Below are 16945 nucleotides of genomic sequence, written 5' to 3' on the forward strand. Positions count from 1 at the left end.
GCTTTCGTTTCATTTTTCTTTTATTTAACCAATCAGCAAATTTATTTGCTGTTAGTCATTTTCTTTTCCACTCTTGATACTTTTAATAAAATCTTCAAATAATTCCGTTCCAATCCCCATTTTTTTATAATTCTCGAGAATTGATTTTAACTCCATCAATAGATAGCCTACATATAAAACGTAGATTAACCCCACACCAGCTCCACCTGGAATCAAGGGTGCTAAGGGAATAAAAAACATCAATAACACCATACTTGCAACTTTTCGCAAAATGCCATTAATCCCTACTTTGCTTAAAAAGTTTATTTTTGGATTGATTTTCGCTGCTAAACTGCCGCTTAAAAAATCGATAATCATCGCTATGCAAATCAATGTCAAAACGTAAATAGCTTTGTGATCTGCATCGACTAGGAAACGATCTAAATACTCAAACATCTTCATAATTACCACCTTTTTTCATTATTTAATTTAGTTGTTTGCTGATTTATAAAAATAACCGATAGTTCACTCTTAATGTCTTTTTTCATCATTGATTGAACACTTATTAACTAGCGGTTAAGTACAGTTTATTCGATTTTTTCTCTAGTAAACTGCCGTCTTTCTCCCACAAAAATGTCACTTTTCTATCAATAGTTTTCCACTTTCGTAAGATTCAGCAAAACGAACCATCGCTTTATCTAGCTCTCGATAAAACTTACTTTCACTCATGTGATGTTTCATGTAAATGGCAATATTTGTCGTAAAGTTACGATCCATATACTTATCATATAAAATCTCTCGATCGTACACATCCAATTGATTCATGGCGTCTATGATTTTTGCTAATTCAACTTCAGCAAGATGTTTTCGATCGATTATCTTTTCAGCTTTTTGAGCAAATTGACCCTCAGTATTATTCATTTCAAATCTATAAGCAGCGGTTACTTTTGGCGAATGTTTCTCTCCAGCAATTCGTACCAATGAACGGTATGTTTTCAGTAAATCATGAACCTTTTTCTTCGTTTTTTTTCGATCAATTTCAGGAAATAATAGCATCATTTATCTTCTCCTTTTTATTTATTTTCTTCTTCCGTTATTCTTTTACTAAATTGTTTGTCGATCTCCTAATTCTGCCAAATTCAAATAATAGATCCGCAGCTTAATTTTTGATTTTTCCTTCATTCATCATTTCGTCCCCTTTCATTTTAGTAAATTAGCTAATATATAATAAAATCGTTGACTAAAATTAGCATTTACGCTATCATATAAGTATAGTTAAATAAGCTCTATTCTGTTTACGTACTTTCTAATTTTAGAAAATATCTGACTAGAATGGCTTTCCATAACTATTTACTGATAAATTAGCTTATAAGAACATTTTAATAGCTTAAAAGCTAATTGTCAACTAAAAATAGCTTAAAAGCTAAAATTTTTCTCATTTAAGCTTATGAAAGGTTGAAAAACATGAGTTTAACTTACAGAATCAAAGAGTTGGCTGATAAGAAAAAAGTTACTTTTGCTGAGATCGAACGAAATGTTGGCATTTCCAATGGACAAATTCGTCGCTGGGATACTTCTTCTCCTAAAATAGAAAATATCCAAAAAGTAGCTGATTATTTTGATGTCTCTACTGACTATTTATTAGGACGTTCGAAAAGTTCTTCTATTGAAGAAGCTGCTCTAGAAGATAATCTTTCTTCTCAAATTATGTTTCGAATGAATACAGATGGCTTATCAGAAGATGAAGTGGATGAATTGAAAGATGAAGTAGATCGTTTTCTTCGTTTTAGAAGATCTGAAATCGAACGTGAACGAGAATTAAAACAAGACGACAAGGCGTGATTGGATGACAGAGCAAATTGATGAATATCTTAGTTTTTCAGACAAAATAAACGATTATATTTCGGCGATAATGGTCGCAAATAATATCGGTTATGAAAATTACGACTATTCATATCTTTGGGATTTCGTAAAATCTAAGGGTGTCTCAATGCGCAGTTTCCCATTCGATGGCGTAGCAAGAGATCGTATTTCTGGTATGATCGTTAAAGACTCTTTAGAGACAACAATTGGCTATAATCAAAATATGAACGAAAAAAGAAAAAACTTTACCATCAGTCATGAAATCACTCATTATTTGTTTCATATGACTGAAAATAACAGTATCTTTACTGATACTGATCGCAGTTTGCACTATTCTTATAATGAAGAACTTCATGAGTTTCAAGCCAACATCGGTGCATCTGCAATTCTTATTCCAGATGTGGTTTTGTTCCGTTTCTTAAAAGAAGGATGGAATTTGTCTCAACTTTCCAATCATTTTAAAATATCGGAAAGTGCCCTTTATATTCGCTTGATTCATACGATGCAGGCTAATTTTGGTGTTTCTTATATCGCAGCGAAAACCAATGCGGATGCTATTCGGTATAAATTTGCGGGAAAAGGACAGCACTCTGCGGTTGAACTTGGAACAAATCTTGAAGCACGACTATATAGGACGAATCGCTTTATTGAAGCATTGTGATCAATAATAGGCAAAGAAATAAGAGAGTAGGAGGATAATCAGATTTTTTTCTGATTACTCCCCTACTCTCTTTTCTATATAAAAATACTGACCATTGAAAAGCGGCGACTTGACTATCTTCTTGTTACCATCCTTACATATTCGTCATATTTGGAAAAGCCACTTCTAAATCTGAATAATTATAATAGGACTGTCCATTGAAGCTAACAAAAACAAAATATTCAACAGTTTTCAATGAAGCGAAACTACTAATTGGGTTACCAGATAAACAAAGACCTCCTATAAATCTCATCTTACCTATTGGTGATAAATCAGAAATATTATTTTGATCTAAAATAAAATGATTGACTGCTTCAAGATTAGATAGATATTCTATAGAGTCAATCTGGTTATTAAATAAGTGTAAATCATCCGAAAACTTCAGATTTTTCAAACCCGAAATATCATTTATTTGATTATTATTTGCATACAACTGTAAATACTCTATTTTTTCTAATCCATTCAGATTTCGTAACTTATTATCTGAAACATCCAAAAAATATAAATTTTTTAAATATTGCACTCCGCTTAACGAATACACTACTGGATATTTTTCAGGATTAGCCTCAACACTTTTTACCTCCTCTAGTTCCTTTTCTGTAACGAAATCGTTTATTGATTTGTTCAAACCTTCCCCTACTGAGTATGCTATACTGGAGCTTTCAAAAATATCTATGATTTTTGCTGGAAAAACTCCATCAAACGAGACTTTTTTGTACGCTAATCCTTGATTTTTAATCTCTTCTAAAGTAACTTTTCCTATGCCTTTTACTCTGATTAAATCATCCAATGAATCATAAGGTCTTTCTTCAATAATTCTCTGAGCGATTACTTTGCCTATTCCTTTTATCTTTTGTAACTCTTCGTAATTTGCTTCATTAATGTTTATTCCCCCACTAGCTTTTGCATCCTTTGGAATACCTGTGACAAAAAAAACTATTAACAAAATTACTAGCGTTGATTTTATTTTCCTCATAAAAAACATCCTTTATTTTTACCATTAAGTATAATATAAACAACAACCTTGCACAAGACTTCTAAAAAGAGTTATTTTCATTTTCTAAACGCTATGACGAAACATCTTAAATGTATTTTGTTTTATGCAGAACTCGATATCCTTATTACGAATCATGGATTTAATGAAAATCTTACACATTCAAGCATTCTCTCTTTATAAATATATTTATTCCATTCTATTCAATAGATGTATTATTTATATTTACAGTTCCATCTACATTATCTACATTTGATAAAATAATAGATACCGCCAACTCCCTAATATATTTTTAATATTACTCATTCCACATCATCTATATAAATTATTTCAACATTAAGAATATTTAAATCAAAATCACTAAGAAACCATAAATATCAATACCCAAACAAAAAAAACCAAGCTCTTTAAAGATTAATTTTAAATTAAAATTAAAGTCAATATAAATTAAAAAACATTTACAAATATACGAACATAATGTATTATATAAATATCTAAATCGCGATGAGGAAAAAAATGAGAGTTGGGAAAAAAATGAAGAAAAAAACATTACTTGCTAATTTATTGGTAGGACTATCTTTACTATTGTTCACCACACCTGCGTCTGCAGAAGAAACAGAACAAGTGATAAATTCAGAAAAAGAAGTTCCTTCAATTAACATTGACGGAGACTTGCAACACAGTGAATCCCCTGTTTATAGCAACGATGGGATATACTTAGGTAAGATTGTCATTGATGAAATTCCTTCATTACAATCGAGAGGATTAATCCACAGTGAAGTTGCGAAAAACAAAAACTATAATATACATTTTATTGGCGTAACCGCTAATGTAGGATTCGGAATTACTGTAAAAAACAAAAATATCACTAGAGCTTATAATGCTTGGTCTAACGGATTAATCTGGGATGTTAGCACGAATAAATTGACACGTACAAATAAAGAGACTCGATTACCTGGTAGAGCGAGCTTTGGCTTTAAAGGTTGGGGATTTAACACAAGTTTCAGGCTCAGAGCAGTAATAAGTGGAAATAATTTACAAACGCATCTTGACATACCTTAAAAATCATGAGAGGAGCTCATAACATGCTTGGTTTAATTTTACTAACATTAACTTTGCTAATGTTAGTGGAGTGTGTATTAATCTACTTTAACAAAAACAGTAATAATAAAAAAATACGCAAAATAGCTCTTATCCTCATCTGGATTAACGGATTGTCTATTATTTGTTTTTTATTACCTGTCATAACGTTTGTAATTTTAAATAAGTAACTTGCTCCTTTACTTATAATCCTCATCACATTGAAGGGGGTTATTCTTTTAATTAAAAATCCTCTGCCAAAATAGTCTCGATCCATCCATCATCGAGACCAAAGGAACAAAAAAACCACCACGACCGTCGTCTGTGGTGGAAATGAAGGTTGTTATTTACTCTTGGTAGGAGTAAGTATGAAAAACCAATTCGGGATAATTGGCATGAAGATATACTAGCACTTTCACTTTAAATAAAAATGAATAGCTATTTTATATTTTATAAAAAAACTATGAGGAATTACTCATAGTATGACCTCTTAAGTTTCCTTTTCTTTTACATTCTATCAACCCTTATTAGTTCCAACATTTTTATGCCTGTGCTACACTTTTGTTAGTAACAAAAAAATGTTTCAATATAGCCAGCTTTGTGAATCAGCTTACTAAAACTTGTGAAAAAATGTCACTGTTTTAAATTAAACGGTTCATACAGCTTTAAACTTAGGGGGAATGTATTATGTTAGATCAAGAAAAAGACAATTTATCCGTTCTAATCTCTGACAAAGTTCAAGGTCCGTTTGTTACATTTATTTTAAACACTCATGTTGCTCATCAAGATGTCGAAAAAGATTCTTTAGCTTTAAAAAATTTCGCTAAAGATGCTAAAAGCCGTTTTGAGAAAAAATACACCGATCTATCTTGGGTACCATTTCAAGAGAAAATTGATGCATTGCTTGCGGATGCCTCTTTTTGGCGAAATGCAACCAAAAGTGTATCCATTATTATCAACGAAAAAGATATCTTTATTCACCGATTAAACGTTCCCGTTGATAATCAATACTACGTGGACGATCGACCTTATCTTTTAGGCATCATCAAAAATAATCAATTCAATTATCGTTATTATTTATTAGCATTAAATCGAGACTCCATGCAGTTATACTTAGTTGAAGACAATCGTGCTAAACCTGTCTCTCTTCCAGAAGATGCTCCAATTGATTTGGTTAGCGCTTTAGGAGATGAACTAACAGGCGGCGATGTAAATTACTCCATTCAAGGAGGTACTGGTTATAACGGTTCTTCAAAAGAAGGTGTTGCCTATCATGGTGTCAATACAAAAGATGAAGAAGTAAAAATCGACTGGACAAATTACTATCAAGCCGTTGACAATTATTTAAAAGATACATTTGTTAACTCCGATAAACTTCCTATTCGTTTGTATGCTTTACCAGAAAATCAAACATTATTTAAAAAGATAGCAAAGAATCCTTATTTAGATACATCGGTCTCTGTCTCACTTTCACCTGCACAAGTCTCTATCAAGGATATTGAAAAAGGTGTTAAAAAAATCAATGCTGAGCTTGAAACAGTTGAGACAACTGCGTATAACCAATTGTTAGATAAAAAGTTTGTTGATCAACTTGTTGATATTGTGCCGGCAACTGACGAAGGTCGTGTCTCTCATTTATTTATTTCTACAGCTAACTTCGTAAATGAAACAACAGAAATGTCTAATGAAGAATTTGACCGTAGAAAAGTCTTAAATAAAGTCACTGATAAAGTCTTAAAAACCGGTGGTAAGGTTTTTGTTTTAGACCAAAAAGCATCACCTGATGAAAAAACGCTATTAGCCATTCTTCGCTACTGATCAGATAAATGGACAAGAGCCACTTGACTATCTCAGTCAAGTGGCTCTTTAATTAAGTGAATTAAATATTTTTTTAGCTATAAACCATGTAAAAACTATCTATTAGTAAGGATAACCTTATTCTCATCTAAACAATCTGAACCCTTCCTACTTTCAAATCTATGCAGCTCCCAGGCTGCGCCTTCGGAATAGATTTCTACGACATAACTCTATCATTACTTTCATATCTAATGCTTAATACTTCTATACTATAACAGAAATAAATTTTTTTTGACAATTAATCTTTATTTCTTAACAAATCTTTATTTTCTAAAGAGATATTACTAGTCAAGAGTCTAGAAATATGCTATTATAAAAGAGTAGTTTTTGTTCGGTAATATATGTGTAGCTGTTTCAAATAAACATCTTCCACATTTTCACCTTTCAAGTAATTGCAAATATGTGTATAACACAAGGAGGATTTTTATTATGGAAACAGGTACAGTAAAATGGTTTAACTCAGACAAAGGTTTTGGATTTATCACTGCAGAAAACGGTAACGATGTATTCGTACATTTCTCAGCTATCCAAGGCGACGGATTCAAAACTTTAGAAGAAGGTCAAGCAGTGACTTTCGACGTTGAAGAAGGCCAACGTGGTCCTCAAGCTACTAACGTTAACAAAGCGTAATTAACCTTAGTAAATTCAAAACCTGACGAATATTCGTCAGGTTTTTTTATATCTAAAAAAGAAGAGGATGAGACAAAAGTAAAAAGCTCTTTTGCCTCATCCTCTAAACCCAAATAAATAGTGTTGTAAAAACAGCTACTACGCTTCGATCATACCAAACTCTAAATGATTTGAAGGCTTCAAAAATCCCTTCTTATTTCTGAGATATAAGTTGATGTTACTCAGTCCCTACTCGGTTCTCAGCGCTAAACGCTTTTGTCTCAACCTCTTCTTTTAGCTTATTCTTTAATCAATCGTACTAGCTCATCAGCGAATCCAGAACAGCTTAATAAAGTTGCGTCTTCCATTTGATCTGCGAAATCTTTCGTCACAGTCTTGTTTCCTATCGCTTCTTCAATGCTTTTAGTGATTAATTGACTGACCTCTTTCCAACCTAAATAATCAAACATCAGTGTACCTGATAGTAATAAGGAGGATGGATTCAGTTGATTCAATCCAGCAAACTCTGGAGCCGTTCCATGAGTTGCTTCAAAAATACCATGTCCTGTTTCCAAGTTTAAATTTGCTCCAGGTGCAATTCCAATCCCACCAACTTGAGCAGCGAGTGCATCCGAAATATAATCACCATTTAAGTTCAAAGTAGCAATCACATCATACTTTTCAGGATGAAGTAAAATATCTTGTAAAAAGATATCTGCGATTCTATCTTTGATGATTAGTTTTCCAGATTCCTCAGCCTCTCGCAAATGCCGATCAGCTTCAATCTTTCCAAATTCATTTTGGAGCTTCAAGTACTTTTCCCAAGTAAAAACTTTATCCCCAAATTCTTTTTCGGCCAAAGCGTATCCCCAGTTTTTAAATCCACCTTCTGTGAACTTCATTATATTTCCTTTGTGGACTAAGGTTACTGATTTACGGTTATTTTCTAAAGCATGTTCAATTGCTCCACGAACTAAACGTTCAGTTCCTTCTTGTGAAACAGGTTTAATACCGATTGCTGATGATTCTGGAAAACGGATTTTATTTACACCAAATTCAGTTTTTAAAAAAGCAATCAGTCTGTCAGCCTCTGAACTCTTAGCTGGAAATTCAATACCAGCATAAATATCTTCCGTATTTTCCCGAAAAATTATCATATCGGTCGCTTCTGGATTCTTTAGTGGTGACGGTACACCTTTGAAATAACGGACTGGACGATAACAAATGTATAAATCTAATTCTTGTCTCAAAGCGACATTCAGTGAACGAATACCGCCGCCAATCGGAGTCGTTAAAGGACCTTTGATCGCTACGAGATGCGTTTTTATGGTTTCCAATGTTTCACTCGGCAGCCAGTTGTCCGTTTTGTTAAAGGCTTTTTCCCCTGCTAATATTTCCTGCCAAACTACTTTTCGTTTCCCAGCGTATGCTGTTTCTACAGCTGTATCAAACACATTTTTAGCAGCTTGCCAAATCTCAGGCCCGATTCCGTCCCCTTCAATAAAAGGAATGATTGGAAAATCAGGAACTATTAGTTTTCCATTCTCAAAAACAACTTTCGCCCCATTTTTCATGCTTCCATTCCTCCCGAATGCAGTGTCGTTTTTAATTCACTATATTTTACCTGTCTAGGACCAACATAATGAGAGCGAGGACGAATCAAACAATCCTCTTTTTTCTGTTCATAAATATGCCCTAACCAGCCAGAAACCCGACTCATAGCAAAAATCAATGTGAATAAATCACTATCGATAGTCAAACAATGGTACACTGTCGCTGAATAAAAATCGACATTAGGAATCAACCCTTTTGTCTTCTTTAAATAATGTTCAACTTGGCAAGATAAAAAATACCACTGTTCTTTTTCTGTGAGAGTTGTTAACTCTTTTGCTAATTTTTTCAGATGTTTTTTTCTCGGATCTTCTGTTTTATATACTCGATGACCAAAGCCCATGACCTTTTCTTTTCGATCTAGTTTTTGATTTAGATACTCTTCTACATTCAAATTGCCTGAATTGATTTCCATCAACATATCAAAAACACGTTCATTTGCTCCGCCATGCAGAGGTCCTTTTAAAGAACCGATTGCTCCAGTAATACATGAATAGACATCCGATAATGTGGATGCGCAAACTCTAGCTGTAAACGTACTGGCATTTAAATCATGATCTGCATGAAGAACCAACGCTTGATTCATAGCGGCAACCTGTATTTCCTCTGCTTCTTTTCCTGTCAACATATAAAGGAAATTCGCTGCGATGGATAGATCGCTGCGTGGTGGAATAGGGTCTAAGCCTTTTCTTAGCCGTGCATAGGCAGCAATGATTGTCGGCATTTTTGCTTGTAAAGCAATACTTTGTTGGTAAGTTGAACTATCGTCTGTCGCTTCAGCATTTGGATCAAAGACACCTAAAAGAGAAATCGTTGATCGCAACACACTCATCGGATGAAGATTCTGACGTGTTTGAATCTTTAAGCAAGTAACGATTGTGTCAGATATTGGCATTTGGGCAGCTAAATCTTGTTTAAACTTTTCCAACTCTTGATTGGTGGGTATTTTCAAATACCATAGTAGATAAATCACCTCTTCAAACTGAACATTTTCAGCTACTAAATCATCAATATTGAATCCCGCAAACAACAATTGATTTTCTACGATTGAACTAATTTTTGTTTCAGAAACAATAACACCTTCTAAGCCTTTATGAATCTCCATCCAAGTTCCTCCTTTAAATAAAAGCTGAACGAGCTCTATCTATCTCGACTGGAAAATAGGAAAAATCGAGAGTGGTGCTTTTTACCACTATCTATTTTTATCTTTTTCCCGAGAGATTCGCTCGTAAAGCTAGATAATAAAAGCTGAACGAGCTCTATCTATCTCGACTGGAAAATAGGAAAAATCGAGAGTGGTGCTTTTTACCACTATCTATTTTTATCTTTTTCCCGAGAGATTCGCTCGTAAAGCTAGATAATAAAAGCTGAACGAGCTCTATCTATCTCGACTGGAAAATAGGAAAAATTGATAGTGGTGCTTTTTACCACTATCTATTTTTATCTTTTTCCCGAGAGATTCGCTCGTAAAGCTAGACCGTTTAGGATAACAACCTTCTATTTTGTTTTATACCTTATCCCCTACTAGCTTTGAAGTTTCTTTCGAATCACCATTGGCAAAATTCCGCCATGCTGATAATAAGTGATATCAACCGCTGAATCAAAACGAAGAAGCGTCTCAAATTTGATTACTTCTCCGTTTGGTTTACTTGCAGTCACAGTCACAGTATCCAAAACGCCTTTCGTTTCATCTATATCGATGTCAAATAACTCAGTTCCTGTTAAACCTAAGTGATCAGCATCTTCTCCCGGTTTGAATTGCAATGGCAAAACGCCCATCATTACTAGATTTGAACGATGAATTCGTTCATAGCTTTTCGCAATTACTGCTTCCACACCAAGAAGCTGTACTCCTTTTGCTGCCCAGTCTCTTGATGAGCCCATCCCATAATCATCACCAGCAAGAATCACAAGTTTCGTCCCTTGTTTCTGGTAATTCATTGCAGCATCATAAATAGACATTTTTTCTTGTGTTGGTGCAAAAACAGTATAGCCACCTTCAATTTCTGGGACTAGCTGGTTACGAATACGAATGTTGGCTAGCGTTCCTCTCATCATCACTTCATGGTGACCACGTCTGGCTCCATAAGAATTAAATTCACGAATTGCCACTCCTCGATCAACTAAATATTGACCTGCTGGGCTATTTTTTTGAATACTTCCGGCTGGTGATATATGGTCTGTTGTTACCGAATCACCGAATTTTGCGATCACCGCTAATTGTTTTAAGGGTTTTCTTGATTCTCTTTCTTTGGACATTCCTTTAAAATATGGAGGATTAGCAATATAAGTCGATGCTTCTTCCCAGCTATATAAGGGTTCATCATTGGTTTCAATATTATTCCATTCCTCATTGTCACTGAAAACCTGCGCATATTCTTGTTGGTACAATTCTGGTGTGACACATTCATCAATTAACTTTTGAATTTCATCTCTGGTAGGCCATAAGTCATTAAAATAAATCGGCATCTCGTTTTCACCTATACCTATTGGTTCGTTGAATACATCTATATCAACCCTTCCAGCTAAAGCATAGAGTACCACTAGTGGTGGTGAAGCGAGATAATTCGCTTTGACTAAGGGATGAATACGACCTTCAAAGTTACGATTACCGCTTAATACACCTGCCATTAGCAAATCATTATCTTTAATCACTTCTTCGATTTCAGGCTTTAAAGCTCCTGAATTACCAATACATGTGGTACAGCCATAACCAACCAAATGGAAGCCCAGTTGTTCTAGATAAGGCAACAATCCTGCTTTTTCCAAATACGCCGTAACAACTTTTGACCCTGGTGCTAAGGACGTTTTTACATAGTTTGGTACGTTTAAGCCAAGCAATGCCGCTTTTTTAGCAACTAAACCTGCACTCAGCATAACAAACGGATTGGATGTGTTCGTACATGAAGTAATTGCTGCAATCCCTACTGCTCCTGGTTTTAATTGATGGTGAACTCCTTCTAACTCTAAAGGAACACTTTCTTCCCGCTGTTCTTCTGAGAGGCCATAGCCCTGCAAGCCAGCGGGTGCTTTTAATGCTTGTTCAAAAGCTGTTTTCATTTCTGATAAAGGAACCAGATCTTGTGGTCTCTTTGGTCCTGCAAGGTTTGCTTCAATTTCACTTAAATCGATTTCAATCACTTTTGTATAATTAGGTTCTTGATCATTTATCGGATCATAGAATAATTGATTTTCTTTTAAGTAACGCTCGGCTACTACTACTGCTTGTTCTTCCCTTCCTGTTAGTCGCAGATAACGAATCGTTTCATCATCTACAGGGAAAAAGCCACAGGTTGCACCGTATTCAGGCGCCATGTTCGCTACAGTTGCTCGATCAGCTAAACTTAAATTAACCAAACCCGAGCCAAAAAATTCAACAAATTTTCCAACAACTTTTTGTTCTCTTAACACTTGAGTTACTTTTAATGCTAAATCTGTTGCAGTAGCACCTTGAGATAACTCATTGATAAAACGGACACCCACAACATCTGGAATTGGAAAATAAGAAGGCTCCCCAAGCATGCTAGCTTCTGCCTCAATTCCGCCAACACCCCAACCTAAAACACCTAATGCATTAACCATGGTTGTATGAGAATCTGTACCAACAAGCGTATCAGGATAAAGTAAAATCCTGCCATCTTCTTGTTTTTTTTGTGTCACAACAGAGGCTAAATACTCAATGTTGACTTGATGAACGATTCCTGTCGCAGGTGGTACGACACGATAATTATCAAAGACTTTTTGCGCCCAACTTAAGAATCTATAGCGCTCTTGATTTCTCTGAAATTCCATTTTCATATTTAATTGCAATGCTTGTTTCACTCCTGCAACATCTACTTGAACAGAATGGTCGACTACTAAATCTACAGGAACTTCTGGATTGATGGTGGTAGGATCTCCGCCAAAATCGGCAATCGTTTTTCTTAAAGAGGCTAGGTCAACTATAGCTGGAACACCTGTGAAATCTTGAAGAATCACTCGAGCAGGTTTAAAAGGGACTTCACCATTATTAATATGTTTTGAAGACCATCGAGACAAATCATCAATATGCTCTTGAGTGATTCCGACTCCATTTTTTTGTCGTAACAACGATTCTAAGAGTACACGAATGCTAAATGGTAATTTGGCAACAAATGGATCTTGAGCCGTTTCCAATGAAGCTAATGAGTAATAACTGTATTGCTTATGATTCATTTCAAAAAAAGTTTCTGATGCTTGTTTGCTGGTAATCAAAAACATCCCTCCTAAATTTCAAAACTGAACAGACTTTTTTTACACATTTAATTTTCGTCTTTTCTCTGATAGACTAGCTCATGAGCTTGGATAATAGAAAATGCTAAATAATTCAGTTTGTTTTAATGTACATGCTTCCAAAAAGAAAAATCTTTACAGTTTCATAATCTATGTAACCTGATTTCAGCCATTATAACGACATTATAAATAAATGTAAACCTTTAAGATAATGAGAAAAGTAACATTAATTAACATAGAAACGTCATGTACATGTCATGAAAATAAAAACTTTTATATAAAGGTTTTGTTGAGTTTTAACAGGTATGCCTTTAATAAAAATTAGCTATTTTAAATGATTTGCACATGTTTTTTTAACCAAAAACACATCTTAAAAAATGTTGTTTCCCTCACTAAATAGATGACTTTTACTAAGTCATATTTACACATTTTCAGGACGTTTTTGCCGCTTCCATGTAAGACAAAATTTTTTAAAAGTTTTCTTTAAAACCAACATAAAACACGTTACAAACTCCGCTTAGAATAAGCTAGGTTTGTAACGTGTTTACTCAAATATCTAAAGTAACTTTAACTTCTTGCAAAGGAACATCATAGAATCGGTCTTCTCTTCTACCTAAAAAATCTTTCCCTTGTTGTGGGAACAAAGCATACATCAAAACATCTTCTGTTGATTTTGCATACTCACTTATTTCTTTTTCAAATTGAGGTAGTTCCGGATCTAATAAATCAGCGGGTCTAACTGTGATAATGTCTTCTTCGCCTATAATTAGTTTTATCATTTCGTTTGAAATCGCTACTGGTGGTTTTCCGTATAGTCCTTTTACATAGTCCTTGATTTCTTTTGGTACCATTTTATAGCGTTCTCCGCTGATAACATTCATCACTGCTTGAGTCCCAACCATTTGTGATAGCGGGGTTACAAGTGGCGGGTAACCTAGATCAGCTCGAACTTTGGGTACTTCTCTTAAAACTTCTTCGTATTTATCTGCTAATCCTTGTTCAGTTAACTGGCTCAATAGATTTGATAACATCCCCCCAGGTACTTTGTAAATCAAGGTTTTTGGTTCTGTATCCTTCACTTTGGGATTCAACAGGCCTTCTTCTCTAAACTTGTCACGAATCGGATTAAAATAATCGGCAGCTTCTGCTACTTTTTTCATATCTAAATGAGTATCGTAACCTAGATTTTCTAATGCCAACGCCATTGATTCCGTTGCAGGCTGACTCGTTCCACCTGAAAATGAAGAAATCGCTGTATCAATAATATCTGCGCCGGCTTCGACAGCTTTTAGGTACGTCATTTCTGAAATACCACTTGTCGCATGTGTATGAACTTCCAAGGGTACTTGGATGTTGTTTTTTATTTCTGTAACTAAACGATAAGCATCGTCTGGTGTCAGAATTCCTGCCATATCTTTAATGCAAATTGAATCAGCACCCATTTTTTCTAATTCTTTAGTTAATCCGACAAAATAATCAATTGTATGAAAATCACTGGTTGTATAAGAGATTGCTGGTTGGCAGTGACCACCAAATTTCTTCGTTGCTTCGATGGATGTTTGTAAATTTCTTGTATCATTTAATGCATCGAAAACGCGGATAATATCAATCCCATTTTCAATTGATTTTTTAACAAAGGCTTCTACAACATCATCCGCATAGTTTTTATAACCAAGTAAATTTTGTCCTCGTAAGAGCATTTGTAATTTTGTATTTTTGACTGCTTTTCGAATTGTTCTTAGGCGTTCCCAAGGATCTTCATTCAAAAAACGAATACAGGCATCAAACGTTGCCCCGCCCCACATTTCTAAAGCGTGATATCCAGCTTCGTCCAGCGTTTGAATGATCGGAAGCATATCACTTGTCGGCATCCGTGTAGCTATTTGACTTTGTTGTCCGTCTCTTAAAACTGTTTCAGTAAAAAGGATTTTCTTTGTCATTTCATCTTTCCTTTCTCAATGAGTTGACTAATGGTTTGTTGCATTTCTTCTATACTGTGACGTCTTTGTCTGCCGCAGATTTTTGCTTCTTCATCACAGATAAAACAGGTTCTTGGTTTGTGATTTAGTGCTGTGCGACTTATTGAACATAGTCTGTGATCTTTAAGATAAATCACATCTAAATCCATCAACCGTCCATAAATATGTGTTTCTTCAACTTGAATTAATTTCTTTTTCAGTCCTTCAGGTGTTTCGTTAAGGACTAGATAATATTCAGAACCTGTATTCAACTCTTGATGTTTACAAACAACTAACTTTTCAGGAAGAAACAGCGTATTGATCTCTTTAATGACAGTTAAAAATGCGTTTCTTAGTTGCTCATTTGTTTTTACAGGTCCTGGGATATTCATTGTAGCGCTTAATAAAGTGCACGTTGGGTATTTTTGTAACAGCTCTTGTTGAATTATCACTCGGTTTTCCCGAGCATCCATTATTTCTTCGAGAGTAATTTTTTCTCCTTTTAAATAGGTTTCAGACATTCTTAACCACATCAATAATTGAACCATCTCGGTATTCGATTAGGGCGACGATTTGCTCGCCGTACTGGATTGTATCAGGTTGTCCTACAATACTATAGGCTTTTTGCTGTAGTTCTTTAATCGTCAATTGTGGAATATCCACTGCTTTAAAATGTTCTACTAAATCTTGACGTGCTGGATTAATGGCAATTCCGATTTCAGTTACCACAACATCTATACTACTTCCAGGCGTCACCACAGTATTGACTTCTTCAACGATTGTCGGGATTCTACCTCTAACCAAGGGTGCAATTACCAGACTCATTTTACATGCCGCGCTTGTGTCTGAATGTCCCCCAGAGGCACCACGAATAACACCGTCTGAACCAGTAATGACATTCACATTGAAATTTGTGTCAATTTCAAGTGCTGAAAGGATCGCTGTATCTAATTGATTGATCACTGAACCTTTACTTAATGGCGAAGCGTACATATTTGCATCAATTTCATAATGGTTGGTATTTTTTCCTAACGAATTGGCAGACAGATGGTCAAAATCTTGGACATCAATTATTTTTTCAATCAGACCTTCTTCTAGCAGTTCAACCATTGCATTGGTAATCCCACCTAATGCAAAGCTTGCTGTAATACCGTCTTTAATCATTGCTTCTTTCAAAAATCTGGAAACGGCCAACGCAGCTCCCCCTGTTCCCGTTTGGAAAGAAAATCCACTTTTATAGTAGGGAGAATGTGTAATCACTTTAGCAGCATATTCAGCAATCAATAATTCTTTGGGATTTTTTGTAAAACGAGTTGCTCCTTTGGCTATCCCGTCAGAATCACCAATAGCCTCAACCTCAACAACAAAATCCACATCGGTTTGTGGAATGCTGATTGGTGTATTTGGGTACGGCACCAAGCTGTCTGTAATAATCACCACTTGATCCGCATATTTGGCATCAATCATGGCATAACCTAAAGATCCGCAAGTTGCCTTGCCTTTTGTCCCATTTACATTTCCATACGCATCCGAACTTGGTGCCCCAAGAAAGGCTACGTCAATATGGATATCACCTCTAGCAATCGCTCTGGCACGGCCTCCATGTGAACGAATCACAACTGGTTTTTCCATGATTCCTTCAGAAATCGCAGCCCCCACTTTATCACGTAAACCACTAGACGTAATATTTGTTACCACACCATTTTTAATATGTTCGATTAATGGTTCATGGATATTTGCGATTGAACTAGGTGCAATCGCTAAATTCTTGATTCCCATCGCAGCAATTTCTTGTAACACCATGTTCATGACAAAATCCCCTTCACGAAAATGATGGTGGAAGGAAATCGTCATCCCATCTTTTAAGCCTGTTTTTTCAATGGCTTCTCTTAAACTACCCAATAATTTGGTATCTCTCGGTCTGACTGGATTGATAGTGCGACTAGCTTCTTTGTATTTATGAATATTTGTCAATTCATCTTTAAATAAACCGTATTGTTCAGCATAATTATCTGGAATTTCTTTGCCTACATTGTTTTTCAT

Annotated in this window: 14 protein-coding genes; 5 read left to right on the forward strand and 9 right to left on the reverse strand. The window is 35.1% G+C overall.

The window, feature by feature from the left end:
- Positions 1-51: 51 nt before the first annotated feature.
- Both BCR23_RS01205 and BCR23_RS01210 read right to left on the reverse strand, forming a co-directional pair.
- Positions 52-435, reverse strand: a complete 384-nt coding sequence (locus tag BCR23_RS01205; protein WP_069633989.1) for a phage holin family protein — start codon at positions 433-435, stop codon at positions 52-54.
- Positions 436-615: 180 nt separating this feature from the next.
- The gene (locus tag BCR23_RS01210; RefSeq protein WP_069633678.1) at positions 616-1038 is read right to left on the reverse strand and encodes an ArpU family phage packaging/lysis transcriptional regulator; all 423 of its coding nucleotides are present in this window, start codon (positions 1036-1038) and stop codon (positions 616-618) included.
- Positions 1039-1443: 405 nt separating this feature from the next.
- On the opposite strand from BCR23_RS01210, the gene BCR23_RS01215 reads away from it, so the two are divergent.
- Both BCR23_RS01215 and BCR23_RS01220 read left to right on the forward strand, forming a co-directional pair.
- Positions 1444-1821 carry a helix-turn-helix domain-containing protein gene (locus BCR23_RS01215; protein WP_069633679.1) on the forward strand — a complete coding sequence of 126 codons (378 nt, stop codon included), beginning with the start codon at positions 1444-1446 and terminating at the stop codon, positions 1819-1821.
- Between the two features lie 4 nt (positions 1822-1825).
- A complete protein-coding gene (locus BCR23_RS01220) occupies positions 1826-2503 on the forward strand; it encodes an ImmA/IrrE family metallo-endopeptidase (protein WP_069633680.1) in 678 nt (225 codons plus the stop codon).
- A 133-nt stretch (positions 2504-2636) separates the two neighbouring features.
- On the opposite strand, the gene BCR23_RS01225 is transcribed toward BCR23_RS01220, so the two are convergent.
- Positions 2637-3518, reverse strand: a complete 882-nt coding sequence (locus BCR23_RS01225; protein ID WP_069633681.1) for a helix-hairpin-helix domain-containing protein — start codon at positions 3516-3518, stop codon at positions 2637-2639.
- Between the two features lie 534 nt (positions 3519-4052).
- On the opposite strand from BCR23_RS01225, the gene BCR23_RS01230 reads away from it, so the two are divergent.
- The 3 genes from BCR23_RS01230 to BCR23_RS01245 all read left to right on the forward strand — a co-directional run bounded on the left by BCR23_RS01230 (position 4053) and on the right by BCR23_RS01245 (position 7103).
- Positions 4053-4598 carry a DUF5626 family protein gene (locus tag BCR23_RS01230; protein ID WP_069633682.1) on the forward strand — a complete coding sequence of 182 codons (546 nt, stop codon included), beginning with the start codon at positions 4053-4055 and terminating at the stop codon, positions 4596-4598.
- Positions 4599-5303: 705 nt separating this feature from the next.
- Positions 5304-6434, forward strand: coding sequence for a baeRF6 domain-containing protein (locus BCR23_RS01240; RefSeq protein ID WP_069633684.1), 1131 nt, complete (start codon positions 5304-5306; stop codon positions 6432-6434).
- 468 nt (positions 6435-6902) lie between these two features.
- Complete coding sequence (locus BCR23_RS01245; RefSeq protein WP_010760878.1) at positions 6903-7103, forward strand: cold-shock protein; 201 nt, start codon at positions 6903-6905, stop codon at positions 7101-7103.
- A 278-nt stretch (positions 7104-7381) separates the two neighbouring features.
- On the opposite strand, the gene icd is transcribed toward BCR23_RS01245, so the two are convergent.
- The 6 genes from icd to citF all read right to left on the reverse strand — a co-directional run bounded on the left by icd (position 7382) and on the right by citF (position 16945).
- Positions 7382-8656 carry an NADP-dependent isocitrate dehydrogenase gene (icd, locus tag BCR23_RS01250; RefSeq protein WP_069633685.1) on the reverse strand — a complete coding sequence of 425 codons (1275 nt, stop codon included), beginning with the start codon at positions 8654-8656 and terminating at the stop codon, positions 7382-7384.
- Positions 8653-9798, reverse strand: coding sequence for a citrate synthase (locus BCR23_RS01255; protein ID WP_069633686.1), 1146 nt, complete (start codon positions 9796-9798; stop codon positions 8653-8655). Before BCR23_RS01255 ends, icd begins: the two co-directional genes overlap by 4 nt.
- Positions 9799-10217: 419 nt before the next feature.
- Complete coding sequence (gene acnA, locus BCR23_RS01260; protein ID WP_205688479.1) at positions 10218-12926, reverse strand: aconitate hydratase AcnA; 2709 nt, start codon at positions 12924-12926, stop codon at positions 10218-10220.
- 566 nt (positions 12927-13492) lie between these two features.
- Complete coding sequence (locus BCR23_RS01265) at positions 13493-14884, reverse strand: oxaloacetate decarboxylase subunit alpha (protein ID WP_069633688.1); 1392 nt, start codon at positions 14882-14884, stop codon at positions 13493-13495.
- A complete protein-coding gene (gene citX, locus BCR23_RS01270; protein WP_069633689.1) occupies positions 14881-15423 on the reverse strand; it encodes a citrate lyase holo-[acyl-carrier protein] synthase in 543 nt (180 codons plus the stop codon). Before citX ends, BCR23_RS01265 begins: the two co-directional genes overlap by 4 nt.
- The gene (gene citF, locus BCR23_RS01275; RefSeq protein ID WP_069633690.1) at positions 15416-16945 is read right to left on the reverse strand and encodes a citrate lyase subunit alpha; all 1530 of its coding nucleotides are present in this window, start codon (positions 16943-16945) and stop codon (positions 15416-15418) included. Before citF ends, citX begins: the two co-directional genes overlap by 8 nt.

Source organism: Enterococcus quebecensis, from assembly GCF_001730365.1.
GTDB lineage: Bacteria > Bacillota > Bacilli > Lactobacillales > Enterococcaceae > Enterococcus_L > Enterococcus_L quebecensis.